We start from the raw sequence: 22,469 nt of genomic DNA, 5'->3' as shown, positions 1-22,469 counted from the left end.
GCCCGGCGGACGTCGAGACGCGGGGCCGCCGGATCGTGGCCGTGCTGGGCCGGCGGGCCCGGTTCTTCATCGACGCCTCCTACGAGGGCGACCTGATGGCCGCCGCCGGGGTGCCGTACACCTACGGGCGCGAGCCGCGCTCCCGCTACGACGAGCCGTTCGCCGGCGTGCTCCCGCACCGGGCGCTGCGCCGCAGCGAGTTCTCGCCCAACAGCGGCTACCCGGTGGGCCCGCCCCCGGCCGAGCCGCCGGGCGAGGGCGACGCGAAGACGCAGGCGTACAACTTCCGCGGCGTGCTGTCCAAGGCGCCCGACCGGCTGCCCTTCACCGAGCCGGACGGGTACGACCCGCGCCTGTACAGCCTGCTCGGCCAGCTCGTCCGGCGGCGCGGCCTGGCGGGCCTGTCGGACATCGTCACGCACACCGCCCTGCTGCCGCCCGGCGACAAGTACCAGACCAACCAGGCGTTGTTCATCGGCTTCGACCTGCCGGGCGCGTCGTGGGACTACCCGGACGGCACCTGGGCGCGGCGCGAGGAGGTCATCGCCGAGCACGTGCGCTGGCACCAGGGCATGCTCTACTGGCTGAGCCACGACCCGTCGCTGCCGGAGTCGTTCCGCGCCGACACGCGCACGTTCGGGCTGCCGGCCGACGAGTTCACCGACAGCCCGTACGGCGCCGGCTTCCCGCACGCCCTCTACGTACGCGAGGGCCGCCGCATGATCGGCCAGTACGTCCTCACCCAGCACGACCTGCGCATCCCCGGCAACACGAAGGCGACCCCGGTGTGCTGCTGGAAGTACGGCATCGACTGCCACATCGTCCAGCTCTACCCGGAGGGTCAGGACACGATCGCGGGGGAGGGCCCGCCCAGCGGCACCGAGTACAACGAGCCGGCCGACCTCTACCAGATCCCCGCCGAGTGCCTGTTCCCCGCCCGCGGCGGCATCGAGAACGTGGCCGTCCCCGTCTGCTTCTCCGTCAGCCACGTCGCCTGCCTGTCGGCCCGCATGGAGCCGAACTACGGCATGCTCGGCGAGGCCGCGGGCGAGCTGGCCGCCCAGTCCCTGCGGACCGGGCAGGCCGTGCAGGACTACCGCTACCCCGACCTGGCCGCCGCCCTCGAGGAGCACGGCAGCGTGCTCTCCCTGCCCGAGCTGGAACTCCGGACATGATCCCCGACCCGCCCTTCCAGCCCGGCCCCCTCGACGCCGCCGCGGGGTGGCGACCGCACCGGATCGAGGTGCCGCTGCACGTGGGCGAGACCCGTGACCGGTGGGTGCTGCGGCTGGCGTTCACGGCCGGGCACGGGCCCTGCCCCGACCTGGAGATCGAGATCGACGGCGAGCACCGCGGGCTCATCCACCCCGAGGTGCGGCGCGAGGACCGTGCCGAGGTGTACCGGCACGGCCCCATCGCGGGCGAGGTGCTGGCGGAGGTGCCGATCCCCGGCTCGATGCTGCCGCTGGGCGAGCACGTCCTGGCGATCACCACGACCCTGGATCCCGAGGCCGCGACCGGCCCGGTCACGATCCCCGACGGGCAACCGCACCGGCACCGCGAGCAGTTCGGGCACCATTTCGGCAGCGGCATCACCTGGCGCTCGATCACGCTGTCGCCCGCGACCGGGCCGCCGCCCGCCCCCACGCTGCGGGTCACGCCGCTCTACCTGCACGACGGGCACGAGCTGGTCGAGCTCACCGCGCCCCTGCCCGCCCGCCGGGCGGAGGTCCGGCTCGCCGGCCGCACGTACGTCTTCGACCTGCCCGGACGCGACTTCGGCCAGGCCCGCGTACGCTTCCCCGTCCCGGAGGCCCGTGGCCCGGCCGAGGTGTCGGTGGACGGCGGCGAACCCGTGACGTTCACCCTCACCCCGGCCCGCAGGTGGACGCTGCACCTCATCCCGCACGTGCACCTCGACGTCGGCTACACCGACAGCCAGGGCAAGGTGCTGGAACTGCACAGCCGCAACCTCGACCGGGCCCTGGCGGCGCTGGACCGCGACCCCGGCTTCGCCTTCTCCGTGGACGGCTCACTGGTCCTGGCCCAGTACCTGGCCACCCGCTCGGAGAAGAGCGCCGGTCGCGTGCTCCAGGCGCTGCGGGACGGCCGTATCGCGGTCAACGCCTTCCACAGCCTCTTCCTGTCGGGGGTGGCCTCGCTGGAGGAGATCTACCGGGCGGCCTACCTGGCGGCGCGGTTGCGTGACGAGCACGGCGTGCCCGTCACGTACGCCAACCTCACCGACGTGCCCTCCTACAGCGCCGCCGTGCCGTCCGTCCTGGCCGCGCTCGGCATCGACGGCTTCGTCGGCATCGAGAACCACCACCGCGGCGGCAACGCCGACAGCGACCTGCAGCACCTGCTGAGCCCGGTCATGTGGGAGGGCGTCGACGGCTCGCGCGTGCTCACCCACTTCTCCGACACCTACTCCCAGCTGCGGTTCATGGTGGGCGACCCGCAGACGGTCGAAGGCGGCGCCCACGCGCTGTGCCGCCTGCTGGCCCGCTACGAACGGCCCGACTACCTGCCCCATGATCTGGCCGTCATCGGCACCCACGCCGACAACGAGGACCTCGCCGACGGCGACGCCGGCTTCGCCGCCCGGTGGAACGCCGTGTACGCCCACCCCCGCATCGTCGTCTCCACCATGACCGGCTACCTGGACGCGGTCCGGCCGCTGGCCGACCGGCTGCCGGTGTGGCGCGGCGACGGTGGCAGCTACTGGGAGGACGGCGTCGGCACCGGCGCCACGGTGGTGGCCGAGCACCGGCGGGCCCAGAGCGCGCTGCCCGCCACCGAAGGGCTGGCCGCCCTGGTGGCGCGGGCGGAGCCGGCCTACCGGCCCAACCGGCAGGCGCTCGACGCCGCCTGGGAGGGCGCGCTGTTCGGCGCCGAGCACACCTGGAGCTGGTCGCACGCCCTGGCCCACCCGCACGGCGAGCAGGTCGGCGACCAGCTCGACTGGAAGCGCCACCAGGTCCACACCGCCCTGCGCACCGCCGTGGACGAGGGCCGCCGGGCGCTGAGCCAGCTCGGCGAGCTGGTCACCACCCAGGGTCCGACGCTGCTCGTGCACAACCCGCTGAGCTGGGCCAGGGACGTGGAGGTCGAGTACGAGTCCACCGCGCCGCCGCCGCTGCCCGCCGAGGTCCTGTCCGACTGCGCCGGGCTGCGCCGCTACCGGATGACCGTCGCCGCGGTGCCCGCCTTCGGCTACCGCACGATCCCGCTCCCCGACCCGGCCGAGCTCGCACCGGGGGAGGAGGACGGCCGCGGTGCCTCCTCGGGCGATCACGACGAGGGCTGGCAGGAGGTGCCGCCCCGGCTGGTCACCGATCTGTGGGAGGCCGAGCTCGACCCCGCGACCGGTGCCGTGCTCGGGCTCACCCACCGGCCCACCGGCCGGCGGTTGCTCGACGGGCCCCTCGGCCAGGTGCTGTACGTCCGCAACGGCCCGTCCACCCGCATCGCGACCGGGCACAGCGGTGAGCCGCACCACCACCCGCCCGCGCCCCGCACCTCGCTGAACGGCCGCCGCCCGCACGCCGACCCGCCGGAGCTGGACGTCTTCCCGGCGGCCATGCGGCCGGTCGGGCTGCGCCGCACGTACGACGGCTGGCGGCTGCGGGCGGTGGGCAGCGCGCCGAGCCTGCCGCACATCGAGGTGGACGTCCTGCTCAGGGACGCCGACGACCGCGTGGACGTGCTGGTGCGCCTGGAGAAGGAGCGCGAGCCGGCCAAGGAGGCGGTGTACGTGACCTTCCCCTTCGCGGCCGAACGCCCCCGCTTCCACTACGACCGCCAGCAGGGCTGGATCGACCCCGCCGCCGACCACGCCCCCGGCGCCTGCCAGGAGTGGTTCACCACCCAGCACGGCGTCGTCGTCGCCTCGCCGGCCGGCGCCGTGGCGTGGACCTCGGCCGACGCCCCGCTGTTCACCGCCGGGGACATCGTGCGCGGCGCCTGGCCCGAGCGCTTCGCCCCCCCGAGCGGCACCGTCCACTCGTGGGTCATGAACAACTACTGGCCCACCAACACCCCGCCCGAGCAGGACGGCACGCTGACCCTGCGCTACGCCTTCCGCCCGCTGCCCGCGTTCGATCCGGTGGCGGCCGGGCGGCTGGGCCGTGAGGTCCGGGCGGCGCCCATGGTGTCGGAGGTGAGCAGGCTCGACAAGTTCGACACCGGGCCGCGCCCGCTCGCCGCGCCCGCCGGGAGCCTGCTCGACCTCGGCCTGCCCGGCTGGGTCGCCGCGACCGTGGCCGAGCCGCGCGACCGTACGGGACTGCTCGTCCGCCTCCAGGACCTGTCGGGTCACGGCGGCGAGGTGCGGCTGCGCCACCCCGGCCGGATCGTGCGGTGCCGGGCCGACGAGACGGAGCTCGGCGAGCCGCCCGAGCTCGGCGGCACCGTCCGGCTGGACCCCTGGCACGTGATCACCCTGAAACTCCGATAGGCCCCGACGGACCTTCCCGACGACTTTCCGACAACCCCCCGACGAAAGGAAAGGCCATGTCTGACGCGCGTCACAGCAGGCGCCAGTTCCTCCAGCTCACCGGGAGCACCGCTCTGCTGGCCGCCTCGGGCGGCCTGCTGACAGCGTGCGGCTCGCCGTCACCCCAGGCGAGCCCGCAGGGCGCGACGCGCAAGGCGGTCTTCCCCGCCTACGTCCCGTCCGGCGTTGTCAAACCCGACCTGCCGGCCACCGCCGACGGCGTGCTGGCCGCCTACTACACCTACCCCGCCCAGCCCGTCACCGCCTTCACCGACAAGCCGGGGGAGGGGCTGGGCGAGGTCAGCGTGCTGACCAACATGTTCAACCCGGTGCCACCCGGCCCGGACGCCAACCGGTTCTGGCAGGAGCTGAACACCCGGCTCGGCGCCACGCTGAACATCACGATGGCGCCCGCCGTCGACTACGTGAGCAAGCTGTCCACCGTCGTCGCCAGCGGCGACCTGCCCGACATCCTCATGCTGTCGGCCAGCCTGGCCAACCGCTCGCAGATCCTCACCCGCCTGTGCGCCGACCTCAGTGATCTGGTCTCCGGCGACGCCGTCAAGACCTACCCGTTCCTGGCCAACATCCCGCGTGACTCCTGGCTGACCACCGCCTACCAGGGCGGCGTCTACGCCATCCCGATCCCGCGCGCCATCGTCGGCACGATCATGTTCGCCCGCTCCGACCTCATCGCCGAGCGCGGCCTGAGCGGCGAGCCCAAGAGCTACGACGACTTCCTCGCCCTGGCCAAGGGCCTGACCGACCCGGCGAAGAACCGGTGGGCCTTCGGCAGCGCCAAGGGCGTCATCATGTACGTCGGCACCATGCTCGGCGTGCCCAACACGTGGCGGGAGGAGGGCGGCAGGTTCACCTCCGAGCACGAGGTCGAGGGCCGCAAGGAGGCCATCGCCAAGACCGCCGAGATGGTCAAGGCGGGCCTGTTCCACCCCGACGCCATCGGCGCCAAGCTCAACCTGCGCGACCTGTTCGGCAACGGCACCATCGCCCTCAACTCCGACGGCTACGCCGCCTGGGACATCCTCGCCGACACCTACAAGGTGGACGTCGGCGCGGTGGTCTCCCCGGGCCCCGCCCGCGCGGGGCAGGCGAACTTCGCCATCACCGCGTTCAAGAAGGCCGACCCCGGCCGCCTCGCCAAGCTGCTGCGCATCTGCGACTGGCTGAGCGCGCCGCTCGGCACGAGCGAGTACATGTTCCGCAAGTTCGGCGTCGAGGGCACCCACTACACGATGAAGGACGGCGCGCCGGAGCCGACGAGCCTCGGCAAGGCCGAGGTCAAGCTGCCCCTCGAGTACGTCGCCGACGCCCCCCACGTGCTCGGCCCCCGCCCCCGCGAACGGGTGGACGCCCAGCGCGCCTACCAGGAGCGCGTCGTGCCCGGCATCGTCCGCAACCCGGCCGCCGCCCTCTATTCCGAGACCGCCGTCAACAAGGGCGGCACCCTCATCAAGATCATCGATCAGGCCGAGCTCGACATCGTCTTCGGCCGCAAGCCCGTCAGCCACTGGGACGAGGTCGTCAAGCAGTGGCGCAGCCAGGGCGGCGACCAGATCCGCCGCGACTACGAGACCGCGCTGGCCAAGGGCGACTGAGCGATGGCGCTGGACGTGAAATCCCCACCGGCCCGCCCGGCCGCCCCGCCGCGGCGCGCGACCCCGAAGGCCTCCCGGCTGCGCAGGGACGGGCTGCTGCTCCTGCTCGGCGTGCCGGGCCTGCTCGTGATCCTGCTGTTCCACTACGTGCCGATGCTCGGCAACGTGATCGCCTTCAAGGACTACCAGCCCTTCCTGGGCATCTGGGAGGCGCCGTGGGTCGGCTTCGAGAACTTCCGGGTGATCTTCAACGGTGACCCGGCGTTCCTCAACGCGCTGGTCAACACGCTGCTCATCTCGCTGGTGCAGATCATCTTCGTCTTCCCCGTGCCGATCGCGCTGGCGTTGCTGCTCAACTCGCTGGCCGGTGCGCGGGTCAAGCGGCTGGCCCAGTCGATCCTCTACCTGCCGCACTTCATGTCGTGGGTGGTCGTCGTCGCGATCTTCCAGCACATGCTGGGCAACGCGGGCCTGCTGAACGCGTTCCTGCGCTCGCACGACCTGGCGACGCTGCCGCTCCTGGGCAATCCCGACCTGTTCCTGGCCCTGATCACCTCGCAGGTGATCTGGAAGGACGCCGGCTGGGGCACGATCATCTTCCTGGCCGCGCTCTCCCGCGTCGACCCCGAGCTGTACGAGGCCAGCGCCATGGACGGCGCCTCCAGGACCCGCCAGCTCTGGCACGTGACGCTGCCCGGCATCCGCGGCGTGATCGTGCTGATGCTCATCCTCAAGCTCGGCGACGTGCTCACCGTCGGGTTCGAGCAGATCATCCTGCAGCAGGCCATGGTCGGCACCGAGGTGTCGGAGGTGCTGGACACCTACGTCTACACCTACGGCGTGGTCGGCGGCAACTGGGGCGTGGCCGCCGCGGTCGGCCTGGTCAAGGGGCTGGTCGGGCTGGTGCTCGTGCTCGGCGCCAACAAGGTCGCGCACCTGCTGGGCGAGAGGGGGCTGTACTCCAAATGATCATTCGTACCGTCAAGGGCGTGGTCGTGGCCGCCTGCTGCGCCCTGGTGATCCTGCCGTTCCTCGCGGTCCTCTCCACCAGCCTGGCCGACCAGGCGCAGGTCACCGCCACCGGCGGCTATGTCCTGTGGCCGGACCGGCCCAACCTCGACGCCTACCGGGCCATCCTGGCCGGCGGGGTCGTCACCCGGGCGCTGGTGGTGTCCGTCGGCGTCACGGTCGTCGGGACGCTGCTGTCGCTGACGTGCATCACGCTGCTGGCGTACTCGCTGAGCCGGCCGGGCTCGCTGCTGCACCGGCCGATCCTGCTGGCCGTGCTGTTCACCCTGCTGTTCGCGCCCGGCATGATCCCGATGTACCTGACGATCAAGCAGCTCGGGCTGCTGGACTCCTACTGGTCGCTCATCCTTCCGGGGCTGGCCAGCGGGTTCCAGATCATCATCATGCGGGCCTTCTTCCAGGAGATCCCGGGCGAGCTGATCGACGCCGCCCGCATCGACGGTGCCAGTGAGCTGCGCATCCTGCTGCGGGTCGTGCTGCCGCTGTCGAAGGCGGTCATCGCCGTCGTCGGGCTGTTCAGCGCGGTGGCGTACTGGAACGCGTTCTTCAACGCCATGCTCTACCTCAACGACACCGAGAAATGGCCGTTGCAGCTGGTCCTGCGCACGTACGTGGTCGACAACAGCGCGCTCGGCGTCGACGCGGCGGACCTGTCGGGCGGCTTCCTGCCCCCTCCCCAGTCCATGCAGATGGCGATCCTGGTGCTGAGCCTGGTCCCCATCGCGATCGTCTACCCGTTCCTCCAGAAGCACTTTGCCAAGGGCATCCTCATCGGCGCGGTGAAAGGCTGACACATGAAGATCAACGAGGACCGCCGTCGGATTCTGTCGGTGTTAGGCGCGGGCGGCGCGGCCGCCATGGCGCTCAGCGCCACCCCCGCGCAGGCCGCCAAGCGCGACGTCCGGCAGATCGCCGGCGTCACCGACCTGCGCACCACCCCCGGCCAGCCGGGGGAGCAGATCTACCTGCTGGGCTACCACCAGGCCGGGCCCGGCGTGACGGCCACGCCGGGCCGCGGCGGCGGCGACCTGTACTGGGACGAGACGAGCACCGCGCCCGACGACGGCGGCACCGTCTTCGCCGTCGCGGGCGTGGCCACCGGCCGGTGGAAGCGGCCCGTCGCCGCCACCGTGGACCTGGCCTGGTACGGCTGGCGCGGCACCGGCACCGACGACGACACCCAGCGCCTGCAGAGCGCCGTCGACGCCCTGCCCACCGGCGGCACCATCGAGATCGGCCCCGGCAAGGTGCTCGTCAAGAAGACGATCTCGGTCAAGCGCGTGCCCATCACCTTCGACGGCGCCGGCCACACCGACAGCCTGGACCACGGCACCCAGATCCTGCTCGACACCGGTGCCGCCGACGGGTTCGTGCTGACCGGCGTGCACGGCGGCGGCTTCCGCAACCTGCAGATCCGCGGCCTCGGGCTGAGCGGCGGCGCGATGATCCGCACCGAGCGGGCCGGAGCGGCCAAGGAGGACGGCAACTACATGCTGGCCTTCACCAACGCCCGCTTCCGCGACGGCCACAACGGGCTCGTGCTGCGGGCCTGCAACACGGTCAGGTTCCAGAACTGCGTCTGGAACACCTTCACCGGCGACCAGGTCATCCTGCTCAACGGCGTCGCCGACGACCAGCGCGCCGACCCGGTCGAGTTCGTGCAGTGCGGCATCGCCGCCGGCAGCGGCAACAAGGTCACCGACAACGTGGTCATCGACGGGCTCGGCGGATCGATCAAGTTCATCGCGACCGCCATCCTGTTCGGGCGGCACGGGCTGTGGATGCGCAACACCACCGGCAGCACGGCGCTGCCGAAGTTCGTCTACTTCGAGGGCGGCGGCTTCGAGAACGGCTACGGCGTGCCCGTCCTGCTGGAGGCGGGGGCGCAGGCCCAGTTCGCCAACACCTACATCTCCGCCGACGGCGAGCTCGACAACGTCCGGGTCGGCCCCAAGTTCGTCGGCGGGGTCACCTTCACCGGCTGCGTCATCCGCGGCGCCGGCCGCAACGGCATCGACGTCGCCTCCGCCCGTACCACCGTGACCGGCTGCCTGATCGGCAACAACGGCCGGATGGCGCACCCCGACTTCGCCCGGCAGATCAGCTCCGTGGCCGGGAACGGCTCGGGCGGCGTCCGCGTCACCACCTCCGCCCCGCACGGCTGGGAGAGCGACGACCGCGTCACCGTCACCGGGATCACCGGCCTCGACGGCGCGTGGACGATCCAGGTGGTCAGCCCGACGGCCTTCGACCTCAAGGGCGCCGAACCCGGCACGTACACGGGCAGCGGCCAGGTCTACCGGCACGGCGCCGGCATCAACATCCGCGCGGAGGCCACCCGCGTGGTCGTCACCGGCAACGCCATCGGCGGCTTCGTCGGCGACGGCGTCAACCGGCAGGACTACGGCATCGTCAGCGCCTCGCCCGACGTGCTCATCACCGGCAACGACCTCAACGGCAACCACGCCGGCGCGTACGCCCTGACCGGCGCGCAGACCGCGCAGACCCGCGCCACCGGCAACAAAGGCGTCCAGCAGATCGACGGCTGGCTGACCGCGCGCATCGACGGCGCCGTCACCGACGGCCTGCACGACCTGTCCAACCTGCTGTACGCCGACGGCCAGCGGCTGCGCATCGTCCGGATCTCCAGGAAACTGGGCGCGGGCACCTGCCAGGTGCGGCTGGACGCCGACGGCGACAGCGCCGGCGGGACGGCGACGGGCGCGACCACCACGTTGCAGTCCACGACGCTCACCTCGCCGTACGTGGTGGACGGCACGTCGGTCGCCAGACGGCTGCAACTGCGGGTGCTCGGCAGCACCGGCGCCAGCGGGCTGGTGGTGCAGTTCGGCTACCAGGTGATCGCCTGACCGGACGGCGCCGGGCGCAGCGCGTACCCGTACCCAGGTACGCGCTGCGCCGTCAGCCGCGCAGGGTCGTGGTCCGGCTCCCGCCGGCGTAGGCCACCCGGCGGTACCACTCGTTGGCCAGCATCTGGGCACGGGCGTGCTCGGGCAGCGAGGTCAGCAGCGTCATCGAGGCCCCGCGCCCGACCTCCGACTCGTGCGCGTGCATGGCCGCCCACTTGCGCTCCGCCCACGGCCCGACGTCCAGGTGGGCGGCGATCTGGTCGTCGGGGACCCCCGGCAGCGTCTGGCCCGGGTCCGGGGGCGCCCCGAAGACCGCCTGCCAGTGCGACACGACGACGGAGCGCGGGATCGTGGCCAGGTAGACAGCCCGGGGCCGCCACGGCTCGCCCGTTCCGGGGTAGAGCTGGTCGTATCCGGCCGCCTCGACCGCGGCCAGGGTGACCCGGTGGGCGTGCACGTGGTCGGGGTGGCCGTAGCTGCCGTAGCCGTCGTAGGTGAGCACGACGTCGGGCCGGACGTCCCTGATGTGCCCGACCAGCCGCCCGACCGTCTCCTCCAGCGGCACGTCCACGAAGCGCGGGGCGCCGGGGGCGGACTCGGGCTTGCGGGCGTCGGCGTAGCCGAGCAGTCTCGGGCTGCCGGCGCCGAGGAGGCCGAGGGCGCGCTCCAGCTCTCCGGCCCGCCCCGTCCCCTCCGCCCAGGTGCAGGTCACCACCGCGGTCCGGGCGCCCTCGTCGGCGTATCTGGCCAGGGTCCCGCCCGTCCAGATCGCCTCGTCGTCCGGGTGGGCATGTACACACAGGAGCCCGAAGTCCACCGTTGTCCCCCTGTAAGGCATGATCGAGGTCGTTCATCGTAGCGGCCCGTCTCCCCATGCGAACCCGGAGGAACCCGTATGCCCCAGCTCCTGCCGCCGGTCGTCGCGCGCGGGTCGTTCGGCAAGGCGCCGCAGCCCGTCCTCACGTCGGAGCGGAACCTGCTGCTGAGGCCCTGGGCCGCGGCGGACGCCCCCATGATCGTCGACGCGTTCAGCGACCCGGCCACCCGGTACTGGCACGGCCGCTCCGTGGAGTCCGTCGCCGAGGCCGGCGACCTCATCGACGACTACACCCGCGGCTGGAGCGAGGAGACCAGCGCGAACTGGGCGGTGGTCACGGACGAGGGCGAGGTGCTCGGCCGGGTCGCGCTGCGCACCATCGACCTGGAGCAGGGGGAGGCCGAGGTGGCGTACTGGATGCGGGCCGCGGCGCGCGGGCGGGGCGCGGCGCCGGCCGGCGTCCGCACGCTGAGCGCCTGGGCCTTCGGCATCGGGCTGCACCGCCTGTTCCTCAACCACTCCGTCCGCAACGCGGCCTCCTGCCGGGTGGCGGAGAAGGCCGCGTTCGCCCTCGAGGGCACCAGGCGCAGCGCCTACCTGCACTCCGACGGCTGGCACGACGTGCACCTGCACGCCTTGATCGGTCCGGAGCCCGGGTAGGTCCCGGAGCATGCCGGCCCGGCGATGCGCCGCTCGGTCAGCGGCGGCCGCGGAAGGTGCGGCGCAGGTCCCCGACCCACTCGCCGGGGATCTCCCACGGGATGAAGTGCCCGCCCCGGTCGTGCACGGCGATGTTGACGTGGTTGTACCAGGCGGCCCGGTCGCCGTCGAGGAAGCCGCGCACCCGCTGCTCGCCGGTCGTCACGCCCGGCGGGTTCTCGTAGCCGACGAACGTGATGCCCGTCGGCGCCTCGACCACCGGCCGGCGGTCGTGCGACGGCGTCCACGGGTAGCGGTTGTTGTTGGCGTAGGTGCGGATCGAGGTGTCGATCGCGTCGCCGGCCCAGAAGATCGTCGCGTGGGTGAGCAGGTCGTCCTTGGTGAACACGCTCTCCAGGTCCCCGCTATTGTCGGACCAGCGGGCCCAGCGCTCCAGGATCCAGGCCAGCATGCCGGTGGGGGAGTCGGCCAGCCCGTAGCCCAGCGTTGAGGGGGCCAGCACGTGCGCCGCCAGGTGCGCCGCGAAGCGCCGGTCCAGCTCCAGGATCCGGGCGCGCACGTCGGCGGGCAGGCCCTCCGGGATGGGCATCCCGCCGCTGAGGTCCCAGGCGCGGTCGCCGTTGAACATGGTGAGCTTCTGCGCCGAGCCGATGTGGATGCCATGCAGCTCGCCGGCGTACTTGTGGCCGAGCTGGCCGGTGACCAGCGCGCCGACGTCGCAGCCCGCGGCGGCGTACCGGTCGTGTCCCAGCACGCCGGTCATCAGCTCGTGCCAGACCTCGGCGATCTTCCAGAAGTTCATGTCCGGGTGGTGCGGCAGCGGGGTCGAGAACCCGAACCCCGGCAGCGACGGCACGATCACGTCGAACGCCTCCGCCGGGTCGCCGCCGTGGGCGGCCGGGTCGGCGAGCGGGTCGACGACCTTCGACCAGTGCCAGAAGGTCCACGGCCAGCCGTGGCTGAGGATCAGCGGCACCGGGTCCGGGCCGACGCCGGGCCTGCGCATGAAGTGCACCGGTACGCCCCCGACGTCCACGCGGTAGTGCTCGTAGGCGTTGATCGCCCGCTCGGCCGCGCGCCAGTCGAACCCGTCCGCCCAGTACGCCACCAGCTCCCGCAGGTAGCCGGCGCGCACCCCGTAGTAGCCGTCGTCGTTGCCCGCGTCCAGCGGCCACTTGGTCCTGGCCAGCCTGTGGCGCAGGTCGTCGAGCACCTCGTCCGGCACGTGCAGCGGCACCGGACGGAGGGGGAACGGTCGGGTCGGCATGGAAAGTCTCCTCCTGGTCTTCGGGGCGCGTCAGCCTTCGAGGCGGGCGGCGATCTCGGTCAGGCGGGCCAGGACGCGCGCCGAGCCGGCCAGTGCCACGCGCTCCTCGTCGCTCAGGTGGTCCACCAGGCGGGACAGCCTGGCCACCCGGTCCGCGTGACGGGAGCGGACGACGTCCCTGCCCTCCGGGGTGAGGTCCAGCAGGACGGCGCGCCCGTCGCGGGGATCGGGGCGGCGTGACACCAGCCCGTCCCGCACGAGGTTGGCCACCAGGCTCGTGAGCGCGGGCTGCTTGAGCTGCTCGGTCGCCGTCAGATCGGTCAGGCGCAGCGGGCCCCTGCGGTCGAGCGTGTGCAGCACGGACAGAGCCGAGAAGCTGAACCGCCGGACCGAGGGCAGCCGGATGAAGTAGGCGTTGAAGTCCTCGATCACGGTGGTCAGCCCGTCGAGGTCGACCACAGGGCGGTCCGGCGAAGGCGTCACGCCGCATTTATATCAAAGTTCGATGTATGTCTGACCGGAAGGATGCCGTAAACAATCCGTAAGCGATCTCCGCGAAGCTGAAGGCACATCAGGGCACCACCACTGAAGCACCGGAAGGACGAACCCCATGCGTACGTTCAAGCTCCAGGTCCAGACCACCGTCGACGGCTACATGGCCGGCCCGAACGGCGAGATGGACTGGATGAAGATGCCGTGGAGCGACGACATCAACACCTACATCGACGCGCTCACCGAGCCGGTCGACTGCATCGTGCTCGGCCGCAAGCTCGCCGAGGGCTTCATCCCGGCCTGGGCCTCCGAGCCCGAGCACGAGACCAAGGAGTCCATCGACTGGATGAACAACACGCCCAAGGTCGTGGTCTCCAACACCCTCACCGAGTCGCCCTGGGCGAACGCCACCGTCGCGGGCGGCGACCTGACCGAGATCGTGAACCGGCTCAAGGCCCAGCCCGGCGGCGACCTGATCGCCTACGGCGGCGGCACCTTCGTCTCGAACCTGATCGCCAAGGGCCTGCTCGACGAGCTGCACCTGTTCGTCAACCCGACCGCGATCGGCGCCGGGATGCCGGTCTTCCCCAAGCTCGACACCAACCAGCGCCTCCGCCTCGTCGCCGCCCGCGCCTTCGAGTGCGGGATCACCGCGCTGCACTACGAGCCGGAGCGCTCCTGAGCCGTCAGTTGCGGCTGTCGTAGTCCCGCCTCGCCGCGACCAGCGACGGGATGGCGCGGCGGGCCCACTGCGCCAGTGCCTCCAGGGGCTCGCGGATGTCCTCGGCCAGCGGCGTGACGGCATATTCGACGCTCGGCGGCGAGTCGGGGCGGACGGTCCGGGTGATCAGGCCGTTGCGTTCGAGGTTGCGCAGGTTGAGCGTCAGCATGCGGCGGCCGATGCCCTCGATCGCCCGCTCGAGCCGGCTGAACCGGCGCGGCCCCAGGCCCAGCTCGACCAGGATCTGGATGCACCACTTGTCGCCGATCAACGCCAGCACCTGGGGGAGCGGGCATTCGTCGACCTGGTCCGTTACCGCGGTGTTCCGTCGCGACAAGGAAGTGCCTCCTTCTTCTCCGGCGACGGCCCGCCCGTCGTGCTGCAGCCCGGGATGTTCGAGGACGGCGGGCACTGGGCGCACCTCGGCTACACCGAGGTCCTGGCCGCCTCCCACACGGTGATCGCCATCGACCCGCTCGGGCTGGGGGCGAGCGACGCGCCGCCTTCTGGGGGTACTCGCTGGGCGCCATGACCGGCTACGCGGTGGCCGCGCACGCGCCCGAGCGGCTGACCCGGCTGGTGGCCGGCGGCTTCGACCGGACGGTTTCCGGTCGCGGGTGCCGGGCGTGCTGGCCGCGCTGGGGCTGCCGGGCGACTTCGACGTGTACGAGATCGTCAAGGGTGGTGCGCTGGAACACCCGTACCAGGTTGCCGTGATCGAGGCCGGCGACCCGGCCGCGCACCGAGCCAACTACGACATGTTCTCGCGCGAGCCCGGCCTGGGCGGCGAGCTGGCGGCCTCCGGGGTGCCGACGCTGATGTACGCGGGCACGGCCGAGGTGCTGCCGCGCGTGCTGCCGTTCCTGGGGGCCGCTCCGTGAGAAGATCGAGATCATGATTGGACTGCCTGGCTCCAGCCGCCCGGGCGCTCACGCCCGCGCGACGGCCACCGACGCCTCTGTTGCCGCTGTGAGGGTGGGTACGGTCGAGTGCTGAGCATGCCCCGAATCGACGACGCGTCCGGACCGGCCGGGAGCCTGCGGGCCGCGTTCTTAGGCGGACCCGGGGGCCCGGGCGGCGACCCGCGCCCGGCTGCGGCGACTCCGGCCACAGCGGCCCCGGCCCCGGCTGTGGCCCGCCCGGCAGAGGCGGCAGCGGGACCGGGCGAGGCGGCGGCGGGACCGGCGCAGGCGGCGGGACCGGCGCAGGCGGGCCCAGCGGAGATGGGCCGAGCGGGGACGGGCGGTCCGGGGATCGGCGGTCTCGACGCGGGCGGTCTTGAGGCGGGCGGTCTTGAGGTCGGCGGTTCCGGGGCGGCCGGTTCCGAGACGGCCGGGGTCGGGGCGATCGGCGGGTTGCGGCCGCGCCATCGTCCCGGTGACGGCGGAGACGTGCCCGCCGCCGACGTCGGCCTCGTGGAGGCCCTGGCCCCGCGGGCCCGCCGCACGGTCGCCGCCTGGCTGCTGGACGGGCCGTCACCGGCCACCCGCCAGACCCGCCTGCAGGTCCTGGCCGCGTTCCTGCGCTGGCTGCACGCGGTGGAGCCGGACCTCGACCCCCTCGCCGTCACCGGGGCCCACCTCGACGCCTACTGCGCCGGCGCGCTCGCCGGCACCCTCACCGTCGGCGTACGCACCCCCGGCAGGCCCCTCGCCCCGGCCACCGTGGCCAGGAAACGCGCCGTGCTGTCGTCCTTCTACACCCACGTCTGGCGCAGCGGCGCCGTCCGCCATGACTCCGTGCCCGGCGAGTCCCGGACGCTGACCCGGGAGGACCGGCGCCAGCTGCGCCGGGGCATCGCCCGGCTGGCCGCCGACGGCCGACCCGCCGAGGCGGCTGCCGTGGCGCTGCTGGAGGCCACCGGCGCCACCGCCGACGCCCTGGCCGGCCTGACCCTGCAGGACCTGCGGGCGGTGAACGCCGGCGAGCCCGCCATCGTGACCGTGCACGACGGCCGGGGCGACCTCGTCGCCTTCCCGGTGCCGGAGCCGGTCCGCCCGCTGCTGCGCGCCCTGTCGTCGGCCCGGACCCTCGGGGAGCCGCTGCTCCGGCGGGCCGACGGGCAGGCCGTGGACGTGCGGTGGCTCAGGGCCGCGCTCACCGACGCCGCCCTGGCCGGCGGCATGCCGAGGGCGCGGGCCGAGCTGCTGGACCCGTACCTGCTGCGCGCCACGACCGTGACCGAGCTCCTGCGCGGCCGGGCCACCTGACGGTCGACCGCGCACGTCATGCCCCCGGGAGGCGAGATGGGAGCATCCGGCGGAGAGCCGGGCGGGCTCCGCTCGTCGCCGGTGGTGTTCGCCGCGGGGGCGGCCGTGGGCACGCTGGGCGGCATGATCGGCCTGGGCGGCGCGGAGTTCCGGCTGCCGCTGCTCATCGGCCTGTTCGGGTTCGCCGCGCTGGCGGCGGTCATCGTGAACAAGGCGATGAGCCTGGTCGTGGTGGTCGCCGCGCTGCCCGCCCGGCTGGCGGCCGTCCCGCTCGCCGAGCTGGGGGCGCACTGGACGGTCGCGGTGAACCTGCTGGCCGGGAGCCTGCTGGGGGCGTGGGCGGGCGCGTCCTGGGCGGTGCGGATGCGGACCGCCACCCTGTACCGGGTGCTGGCCGGGCTGCTGGTGCTCATGGCCGCGGCCCTGGTCCTCACCCACGTCACCGTCCTGGGCGCGATGGCGCTGCCCGGCCCGGTGCGGGCGGTGGCGGGGATCGCGGCCGGGTTCGGCATCGGCGTGGTGGCCGCCATCATGGGCGTGGCCGGCGGGGAGCTGCTGATCCCGACGATCGTGCTGCTGTACGCCGTGGAGATCAAGGTCGCGGGCAGCCTGTCGCTGCTGGTGTCGCTGCCCACGATGCTGGTGGCCTTCGCCCGCTACAGCCGCGACCGCAGCTTCGCCGTCCTGGGCGCCAACCTGCGCTTCACCGCGATCATGGCGGCCGGTTCCGTCGCGGGGGCGCTGCTGGGCGGCCTGCTGCTGGGCGTGCTGCCGGACGCGGTCCTCATCCCGGGCCTGGCCGCCATCCTGCTGGTCTCGGCGGTCAAGCTGGCCCGCCAGGCCGTGCCGGAATCCGGCGGAAAGATCACCGGGAGCGGTACGGCCGGGTGATGGCATCACCCCTGGGGAAGGCCGTCCTGCCGGTCGCCCTGATCTCGGTGCCGGCAGGGTGCGGGCGGCTGCGGAGCGGGGAGCCGGTCGATCGACGCAGTCGCCTCCCGCAGTGCTGGAGGGGGCGTTAAATGTTCTTTTCGTGCGTTTACGGCCGCACATAAGGTGACGAGCATGCGTTTTGGAGTCTTGGGGCCGCTGGCCGTGTGGACCGACGCGGGGGACGCCGTCACCATCCCCGGTCTCAAGGTCCGGGCCGTCCTCGTGGACCTGCTCGTCCACGTGGGCCGTCCGGTGTCCGTGGACCAGCTGGTCGACGACCTGTGGGGGAACGAGCCGCCGGGCAATCCGGTGGGCACGCTCCAGGCGCGCGTCTCACAACTGCGCAAGGCGCTGGAGGACGCCGAACCCGGCGGGAAGAACCTGGTCGTCTCCCGCGCGCCCGGCTACCTGCTGCGCCCCGACGGCGGGGCCGTCGACGCCACCCGCTTCACCGCGCTGCTGGCGCGGGCCGAGGCCGCCGACAGCCACAGGACCAAGGCGGGGCTCCTGGCCGATGCGCTGGCGTTGTGGCGGGGCTCGGCGTACGCGGACTTCGCGGACCAGGAGTACACCAGGTCGGCGATCCTCCGGCTGGAGGAGCAGCGGTTGTCGGCGCTGGAGCAGCACGCCGAAGCGCGGCTGGAGCTGGGCGAGCACGGGCTGCTGGTGGGCGAGCTGGGCGACCTGGTGGCCCGGCATCCGCTCAGGGAGCGGCTGCGTGCCGTGCACATGCGGGCCCTCTACCGCGCCGGACGCCAGAGCGAGGCCCTGGCGGGGTACGGCGAGCTGCGCGACCGGCTGGCCAAGGAGCTCGGGCTGGCCCCCGGCCCCGAGCTGGTCGCGCTGCACCAGGCGATCCTCGGGCAGGACCCGGCGCTGAGCGTGCCCGCCGAGCGGCCCGTGACGAACCTGCCCGCCTCCGTCAGCAAGCTGATCGGCCGGGACGAGGCCGTGGCGGAGGTGTGCGCGCTGGTCGGGGAGGAGCGGCTGGTGACGCTCACCGGCACCGGCGGGGTCGGCAAGACCCGGCTGGCGCTGGAGGCGGCGAACCGGCTGGTGGACGGCTTCCCGGACGGGGCCTGGCTGGTCGCGCTGGACCAGGGGTTACGCTTCCCGGCCGAGGCCGTCATGGCGGCCCTGGACATCCGTGAGGACGCCGCTCCCAAGGCCACGGGCGCCGGGGACGAGGCCGACAGGGCGCCGGCGCGTCAGCTGGCCGCCGCGCTCAGGCCCCGGCGGATGCTGCTGGTGCTGGACAACTGCGAGCACGTGGTCGACCAGGTCGCCGAGCTGACCGAATTGCTCCTGCGGGCCTGCCCTGACCTGCGCATCCTGGCCACGAGCAGGGAGCCGCTGGCCGTGGCCGGCGAGGTGTTGTGGAGCGTGCCGCCGCTCGACGTCCCCACCGCCGCCGACCTGGCGACCATGGCCAGGTCCGACGCTGTCAGGTTGTTCGTGATCCGGGCCGCCGCCTCCACCCGTGGCTTCGCGCTCGACGCGGGCAACGCGCAGGCCGTCGCTCAGCTCTGCCGCCGGCTCGACGGCATCCCGCTGGCGCTGGAGCTGGCCGCCACGCGGGTGCGGGCGCTCGGCGTGCAGGGCGTGGTGGCCCGGCTGGACGACAGGTTCCGGCTGCTGGCCTCCGGCCAGCGTGGCGCGCCCGCCCGCCAGCAGACGCTGACCGCGGTGATCGACTGGAGCTGGGACCTGCTGTCCGAGGACGAGCGCGTGGTGCTGCGCCGCCTGGCCGTGCACGCCGACGGGTGCACGCTGGAGGCCGCGGAATCCGTCTGCGCGCAAGCCGGTCTCGATGTGCTCGACCTGCTCGTACGCCTGGTCGACCGCTCGCTCGTGGTCGTCGCGGACGCCCCGGCCGGAGTCAGGTACCGGCTGCTCGAATCGGTGTCGGCGTACTGCGTGGCCAGGTTGTCCGACGCCGGCGAGCTCGACCGGGTACGCCTCGCGCACCTGCGCCACTACCTGGCCCTGGCCGTACAGGCGGAACCGGGACTGTACGGGCACGAGCAGCGCGACTGGCTGCTGCGCCTGGACGCCGAGGCCGCGAACATGCGGGCGGCACTGGACACGGCCGTCGCCCACCGGGACGGCGAGAGCGCGGCGCGGCTGGTGAACGCGCTGGCCTGGTACTGGGTCCTGCGCGGCAGGCTGGCCGAGGGCAGGCGGTCCCTGGCGACCGCGCTCGCCATCAAGGGGGAGGCCGCTCCCGGCCGGGCCAGGGCGGCGGCCTGGGAGGCGGGGTTCGCGCTCATGCTGGGCGAGGACGTCGAGTGGGAGGCGGCGGTCGAAGCAATCGAGGACCCGGGTGAGAGGGCCCGGGCCCAGCTGTTCCTCGCCCTGCACATCAGGGACATGGCGGCCGGGCAGGACCTGGCGCGCAGGGCGCTGGCGACATTCAGGGCCGTCGGGGACCGGTGGGGCATCGCCGTCGTGCTCAGCAGGCGGGCCAGGGACGCGTTCACGCGGCGGGACGTCGTGGCGCTGGAGCGCGACGGCGAGGAGAGCGCGCGGCTGTTCACCGAGCTGGGCGACCGCTGGGGCCTGCTGCGCGCCACGGAGTGGCTCGGCGGGCTGGCCGAGATGGCGGGCGACTCCGAGCGAGCCAACCGGCTGTTCGGCGAGGGACTGCGCATGGCCGAGGACCTGGGGTTGTGGCCGGAGGTCGCCAAGCGCATCGCCTGGCTGGGCTGGATGGCCATGCAGACCACCGACTACGACCGTGCCATCGAGTTCTGCGAACGCGCCATGAAGCTGGCCATCGGGCAGGGATACAAGGAGGGTGAGACCACGGCCGAAATGGGCCTCGCCTTCTCCGCGCGCCGGGCCGGGCGGCTGGACCTGGCCGAGAGGCACCTGCGCCACCTGCTCGAAGGGGTGCCGCGCGACCCGGACATCGAGCCGGACCTGCACCTGCCGACCACACTCATCGAGCTGGGCCACCTCACCGAGCTGCGCGGCGATCCGGCCGCGGCCATGGACCTGCACAGGGAGGCGCTGGCCGCCGCCCGGAAGATCGGCGACCCCAGGACGGCGGCGTGGGCCGTGGAGGCCGCAGCCCACGCCTCGGGTCCGACCGAGCAGGCCGCCAGGCTGCTGGGGCTGGCGGCCGCGGCCAGGGAACGCAACCAGACTCCCGGGAGCCCGTCGGAGCTGAGCGAGATCGAGCGCGTCGCGGCCGTGGTGCGCGCCGCGCTCGGGGAGGAGACGTTCAAGGCGGCCTACGAGCAGGGTGCCACTCACAAGCTCGACGAGGCGTACGAGCTGATGAGGTGATCTCTAGTCCACCTGCTCGGCCAGGCGGTCGAAGAACTCGATCCAGCCCGCCTTGGCCTGCTCGGCGTGCTCCTGGTCGGTGTTGACGCCGTACTGGTGGAAGCGCATCTCCGTCCGGTCGCCGCCGTCCACCGCCGCGAAGTCGATCGTCACCACGGACGCCGGCCCCTCGCCGGGATCGTCGGGGTCGCCGGTGGTGAAGACGAGCCGCCCAGGGCCCTCCACCTCCCGGTACGTCCCGCCGAGCGTCACCTCGAATCCCTCGTCTCCCACCAGCGCGACATGCCAGATCCCGCCGGGCCGGGTGTCCAGAGTGATCCGGTCCACCGGAGTGGCCGGCATCCGGGGCCCGAACCACCGCGAGAAGCGCTCGGGCTCGGTCCAGGTGGCCCAGACCAGCTCGCGGGGGGCGTCGAAGAGGCGAGTGATCTCGTATTCGGCGGTCTGGGTCATCGTTCTGCCTTCCGTGCTCGGTTTCGATGACTCCAAGGTGCCGGGCCACGCTTACGATCCCCTTCTTGTGGGCTAAAGCGCTCCCCGGCGGCCGGACAGGGCGGCGCCGACGGCCGCCGCCACCGTCCAGCTACCGAACTGGTCGGCCTGGACCTGAGCCAAGGAGAGCCGCTCCGGGTAACGTCAGGACCCGCCATCGTGGCGGTACCCGGCCGGAGAATCCGTTTCGAGGAACGCCCGGGCCTGCGCGGTGATGTGGTCGCGGCGCCAGATCAGCGTCAGAGGGCGGCCCAGGGCGGGGTGGCGCAAGGGGAGGCTGACCAGCCGCGGGCCCAGGCGCCGGGCGGCCGAGCGCGGCATGAGGGCGATGCCGAACCCGTGCTCGACCAGTTCGGCCAGCAGGGCCAGGTCGTCGGTCTCCGCGCGTACGTCGGGGGCCAGGCCCGCTTCGGCGCAGGCATGCTCCAGCGCGGCACGCAGCCCGGTACCAGGAGTGAGCGTGACGAGCGGCTGCTCGTGCAGGTCGGCGAGAGCGGCGTCGGCGCTGGCGGCGAGCGGGTGCCCGGCGGCGACGGCGATCACGAGCGGCTCATGGCCGAACTCGCGGGCGGCCAGCGTCGCAGGCAGTCGCTGCCCGGTGGGGCCGGCGGGCAGGCGAGGGCCCGCGGTGCCGATGAGGGCGGTGTCGAGGTCACCGGCGACCACCTGCTGGACGAGTTGCTCCGGGTCGCCGGTGCGTACGGTGAGGCGTACTCGGGGGTGGCGGCGCTGGAAGTGGCCGAGCCGGTCGAGCAGCGTCGCCGGCGGCGCCGGGACGGTGCCCATGGTCAGGTGCCCCGCCAGCACGCCCCGCAGCGCGGTGACCGCGTCCCGGCCGGTGGCGGCCGCCTGGAGGGCGGCACGGGCGTGGGGCAGGAAGGCCTGCCCGGCAGCGGTCAGCCGGACCTGCCGCTCGGTCCGGTCGAAGAGCTTCTCGCCGAGTTCGCGTTCGAGCTGGGCGATCTGCTGACTGATGGCGGGCTGGGCGACGTGGACGCGGGCCGCCGCACGGGTGAAGCTGCCCTCTTCCGCCACGGCCAGCGTGTACCGCAGCTGGCGAAGCTCCATAAGCCCTCCTTATCGTGGTGCCTAAGGATCATATCTTGGACTTATGGGACGCGTGGCGGCAGGCTGGGACGTACACACCCCGGCCCGCTGGAAGGAGACAGCTCATGTCCCGTCACCACCAGGCACTGATGGTCTGGATCGCCGTCCTGCCCACCCTCACCGTCGTGCAGTTCGCGCTCGGCGGCCTGCTGGAGGCGGTCCCGCCGTACCTGCGGCCGCCGATCGTCGCCACCCTGGTGGTGCCGATCGTCGTCTACGGGCTGCTGCCGCGACTGCAGCAGGTGCGCGCCCGGCTGACCAGGGCGCGGGCGGCCGGCGAGTGAATCCGATCGGTCGCCTGAACCGGCTCGACGCCTTGCGGAACACGGCCTAGGGCGCGTATTGGGTTGTGATCAAGGGGTGGGTCGTGTGAGGTCTTTGATCCAAATCATCGCGCCACGAAGGTGGAGGCCGGCGATGTAGCTCTCAGGGGTCTTGTCGTAGCGGGTGGCGATGCCTCGCCAGG

The 22,469-nt window shown here is 72.9% G+C and carries 20 protein-coding genes; 14 read left to right on the top strand and 6 right to left on the bottom strand.

Annotated features, from left to right (window positions below; translation table 11 throughout):
* The 6 genes from ACTWPW_RS56250 to ACTWPW_RS56225 form a co-directional block, all read left to right on the top strand.
* The coding region (locus ACTWPW_RS56250) for an FAD-dependent oxidoreductase (RefSeq protein WP_443173864.1) at positions 1–1,175 on the top strand (1,175 nt) is incomplete at its 5' end.
* Positions 1,172–4,459 (top strand): glycoside hydrolase family 38 N-terminal domain-containing protein, encoded by a 3,288-nt coding sequence (locus ACTWPW_RS56245; protein ID WP_443173863.1) that lies wholly within the window; start codon positions 1,172–1,174, stop codon positions 4,457–4,459. The genes ACTWPW_RS56250 and ACTWPW_RS56245, both read left to right, overlap by 4 nt.
* 56 nt (positions 4,460–4,515) lie before the next feature.
* Positions 4,516–6,114 carry an extracellular solute-binding protein gene (locus ACTWPW_RS56240; protein ID WP_375108209.1) on the top strand — a complete coding sequence of 533 codons (1,599 nt, stop codon included), beginning with the start codon at positions 4,516–4,518 and terminating at the stop codon, positions 6,112–6,114.
* Positions 6,115–6,129: 15 nt separating this feature from the next.
* A complete protein-coding gene (locus ACTWPW_RS56235; protein ID WP_375108208.1) occupies positions 6,130–7,083 on the top strand; it encodes an ABC transporter permease in 954 nt (317 codons plus the stop codon).
* On the top strand, positions 7,080–7,934 hold the full coding sequence (locus tag ACTWPW_RS56230) for a carbohydrate ABC transporter permease (RefSeq protein WP_443173862.1): 855 nt from the start codon (positions 7,080–7,082) through the stop codon (positions 7,932–7,934). The genes ACTWPW_RS56235 and ACTWPW_RS56230 overlap by 4 nt, the downstream gene beginning before the upstream one ends.
* 3 nt (positions 7,935–7,937) lie before the next feature.
* Positions 7,938–10,013 (top strand): hypothetical protein, encoded by a 2,076-nt coding sequence (locus ACTWPW_RS56225; protein WP_443173861.1) that lies wholly within the window; start codon positions 7,938–7,940, stop codon positions 10,011–10,013.
* Between the two features lie 52 nt (positions 10,014–10,065).
* Here ACTWPW_RS56225 and ACTWPW_RS56220 read toward each other — a convergent pair whose 3' ends face one another.
* On the bottom strand, positions 10,066–10,830 hold the full coding sequence (locus tag ACTWPW_RS56220) for a PIG-L family deacetylase (RefSeq protein ID WP_375108205.1): 765 nt from the start codon (positions 10,828–10,830) through the stop codon (positions 10,066–10,068).
* Positions 10,831–10,908: 78 nt separating this feature from the next.
* On the opposite strand from ACTWPW_RS56220, the gene ACTWPW_RS56215 reads away from it, so the two are divergent.
* On the top strand, positions 10,909–11,490 hold the full coding sequence (locus ACTWPW_RS56215) for a GNAT family N-acetyltransferase (RefSeq protein WP_375108204.1): 582 nt from the start codon (positions 10,909–10,911) through the stop codon (positions 11,488–11,490).
* Positions 11,491–11,527: 37 nt separating this feature from the next.
* Here the strand turns inward: ACTWPW_RS56215 and ACTWPW_RS56210 are convergent, their stop codons facing one another.
* Positions 11,528–12,757, bottom strand: coding sequence for an epoxide hydrolase family protein (locus tag ACTWPW_RS56210; protein WP_443173860.1), 1,230 nt, complete (start codon positions 12,755–12,757; stop codon positions 11,528–11,530).
* 30 nt (positions 12,758–12,787) lie between these two features.
* Entirely contained in the window at positions 12,788–13,240 is a 453-nt protein-coding gene (locus tag ACTWPW_RS56205; RefSeq protein WP_375108202.1) for a MarR family winged helix-turn-helix transcriptional regulator, read from the bottom strand.
* Positions 13,241–13,367: 127 nt separating this feature from the next.
* Between ACTWPW_RS56205 and ACTWPW_RS56200 the strand changes: the two genes are divergently transcribed.
* The gene (locus ACTWPW_RS56200) at positions 13,368–13,931 is read left to right on the top strand and encodes a dihydrofolate reductase family protein (RefSeq protein WP_375108201.1); all 564 of its coding nucleotides are present in this window, start codon (positions 13,368–13,370) and stop codon (positions 13,929–13,931) included.
* Positions 13,932–13,935: 4 nt separating this feature from the next.
* On the opposite strand, the gene ACTWPW_RS56195 is transcribed toward ACTWPW_RS56200, so the two are convergent.
* On the bottom strand, positions 13,936–14,307 hold the full coding sequence (locus ACTWPW_RS56195) for a winged helix-turn-helix transcriptional regulator (RefSeq protein WP_375108200.1): 372 nt from the start codon (positions 14,305–14,307) through the stop codon (positions 13,936–13,938).
* Positions 14,308–14,346: 39 nt separating this feature from the next.
* Here ACTWPW_RS56195 and ACTWPW_RS56190 point away from each other — a divergent pair, with 39 nt between their 5' ends.
* From ACTWPW_RS56190 to ACTWPW_RS56170, 5 genes are all read left to right on the top strand, one after another.
* Positions 14,347–14,502: a hypothetical protein gene (locus ACTWPW_RS56190; RefSeq protein WP_375108199.1), complete on the top strand. Its 156-nt coding sequence runs from the start codon at positions 14,347–14,349 to the stop codon at positions 14,500–14,502.
* 94 nt (positions 14,503–14,596) lie between these two features.
* Entirely contained in the window at positions 14,597–14,851 is a 255-nt protein-coding gene (locus tag ACTWPW_RS56185) for a hypothetical protein (RefSeq protein WP_443173859.1), read from the top strand.
* A 117-nt stretch (positions 14,852–14,968) separates the two neighbouring features.
* On the top strand, positions 14,969–16,180 hold the full coding sequence (locus ACTWPW_RS56180; protein WP_443173858.1) for a hypothetical protein: 1,212 nt from the start codon (positions 14,969–14,971) through the stop codon (positions 16,178–16,180).
* A 36-nt stretch (positions 16,181–16,216) separates the two neighbouring features.
* Positions 16,217–17,071 carry a sulfite exporter TauE/SafE family protein gene (locus ACTWPW_RS56175; RefSeq protein ID WP_443173857.1) on the top strand — a complete coding sequence of 285 codons (855 nt, stop codon included), beginning with the start codon at positions 16,217–16,219 and terminating at the stop codon, positions 17,069–17,071.
* A gap of 174 nt (positions 17,072–17,245) precedes the next feature.
* The gene (locus tag ACTWPW_RS56170) at positions 17,246–20,404 is read left to right on the top strand and encodes a BTAD domain-containing putative transcriptional regulator (protein WP_443173856.1); all 3,159 of its coding nucleotides are present in this window, start codon (positions 17,246–17,248) and stop codon (positions 20,402–20,404) included.
* Between the two features lie 3 nt (positions 20,405–20,407).
* Here ACTWPW_RS56170 and ACTWPW_RS56165 read toward each other — a convergent pair whose 3' ends face one another.
* Complete coding sequence (locus tag ACTWPW_RS56165) at positions 20,408–20,857, bottom strand: SRPBCC family protein (protein ID WP_443173855.1); 450 nt, start codon at positions 20,855–20,857, stop codon at positions 20,408–20,410.
* A gap of 183 nt (positions 20,858–21,040) precedes the next feature.
* The gene (locus ACTWPW_RS56160) at positions 21,041–21,964 is read right to left on the bottom strand and encodes a LysR family transcriptional regulator (RefSeq protein ID WP_443173854.1); all 924 of its coding nucleotides are present in this window, start codon (positions 21,962–21,964) and stop codon (positions 21,041–21,043) included.
* Positions 21,965–22,068: 104 nt separating this feature from the next.
* On the opposite strand from ACTWPW_RS56160, the gene ACTWPW_RS56155 reads away from it, so the two are divergent.
* Positions 22,069–22,287, top strand: a complete 219-nt coding sequence (locus ACTWPW_RS56155) for a hypothetical protein (RefSeq protein WP_375108191.1) — start codon at positions 22,069–22,071, stop codon at positions 22,285–22,287.
* The last annotated feature ends 182 nt before the right edge of the window (positions 22,288–22,469 follow it).

Origin of the sequence: Nonomuraea sp. KM90, assembly GCF_052246675.1 — a bacterium.
Classification (GTDB): Bacteria; Actinomycetota; Actinomycetes; order Streptosporangiales; family Streptosporangiaceae; genus Nonomuraea.
This window is presented reverse-complemented; position numbering and strand designations above follow the sequence as displayed.

Coding starts and splice junctions, on each gene's coding strand:
- ACTWPW_RS56180 (WP_443173858.1), top strand. CDS start 14,969: ATGCCCCGAATCGACGACGCGTCCGGACCGGCCGGGAGCCTGCGGGCC.
- ACTWPW_RS56200 (WP_375108201.1), top strand. CDS start 13,368: ATGCGTACGTTCAAGCTCCAGGTCCAGACCACCGTCGACGGCTACATG.
- ACTWPW_RS56225 (WP_443173861.1), top strand. CDS start 7,938: ATGAAGATCAACGAGGACCGCCGTCGGATTCTGTCGGTGTTAGGCGCG.
- ACTWPW_RS56155 (WP_375108191.1), top strand. CDS start 22,069: ATGTCCCGTCACCACCAGGCACTGATGGTCTGGATCGCCGTCCTGCCC.
- ACTWPW_RS56160 (WP_443173854.1), bottom strand. CDS start 21,964: ATGGAGCTTCGCCAGCTGCGGTACACGCTGGCCGTGGCGGAAGAGGGC.
- ACTWPW_RS56240 (WP_375108209.1), top strand. CDS start 4,516: ATGTCTGACGCGCGTCACAGCAGGCGCCAGTTCCTCCAGCTCACCGGG.
- ACTWPW_RS56210 (WP_443173860.1), bottom strand. CDS start 12,757: ATGCCGACCCGACCGTTCCCCCTCCGTCCGGTGCCGCTGCACGTGCCG.
- ACTWPW_RS56175 (WP_443173857.1), top strand. CDS start 16,217: ATGGGAGCATCCGGCGGAGAGCCGGGCGGGCTCCGCTCGTCGCCGGTG.
- ACTWPW_RS56245 (WP_443173863.1), top strand. CDS start 1,172: ATGATCCCCGACCCGCCCTTCCAGCCCGGCCCCCTCGACGCCGCCGCG.
- ACTWPW_RS56170 (WP_443173856.1), top strand. CDS start 17,246: ATGCGTTTTGGAGTCTTGGGGCCGCTGGCCGTGTGGACCGACGCGGGG.
- ACTWPW_RS56215 (WP_375108204.1), top strand. CDS start 10,909: ATGCCCCAGCTCCTGCCGCCGGTCGTCGCGCGCGGGTCGTTCGGCAAG.
- ACTWPW_RS56230 (WP_443173862.1), top strand. CDS start 7,080: ATGATCATTCGTACCGTCAAGGGCGTGGTCGTGGCCGCCTGCTGCGCC.
- ACTWPW_RS56165 (WP_443173855.1), bottom strand. CDS start 20,857: ATGACCCAGACCGCCGAATACGAGATCACTCGCCTCTTCGACGCCCCC.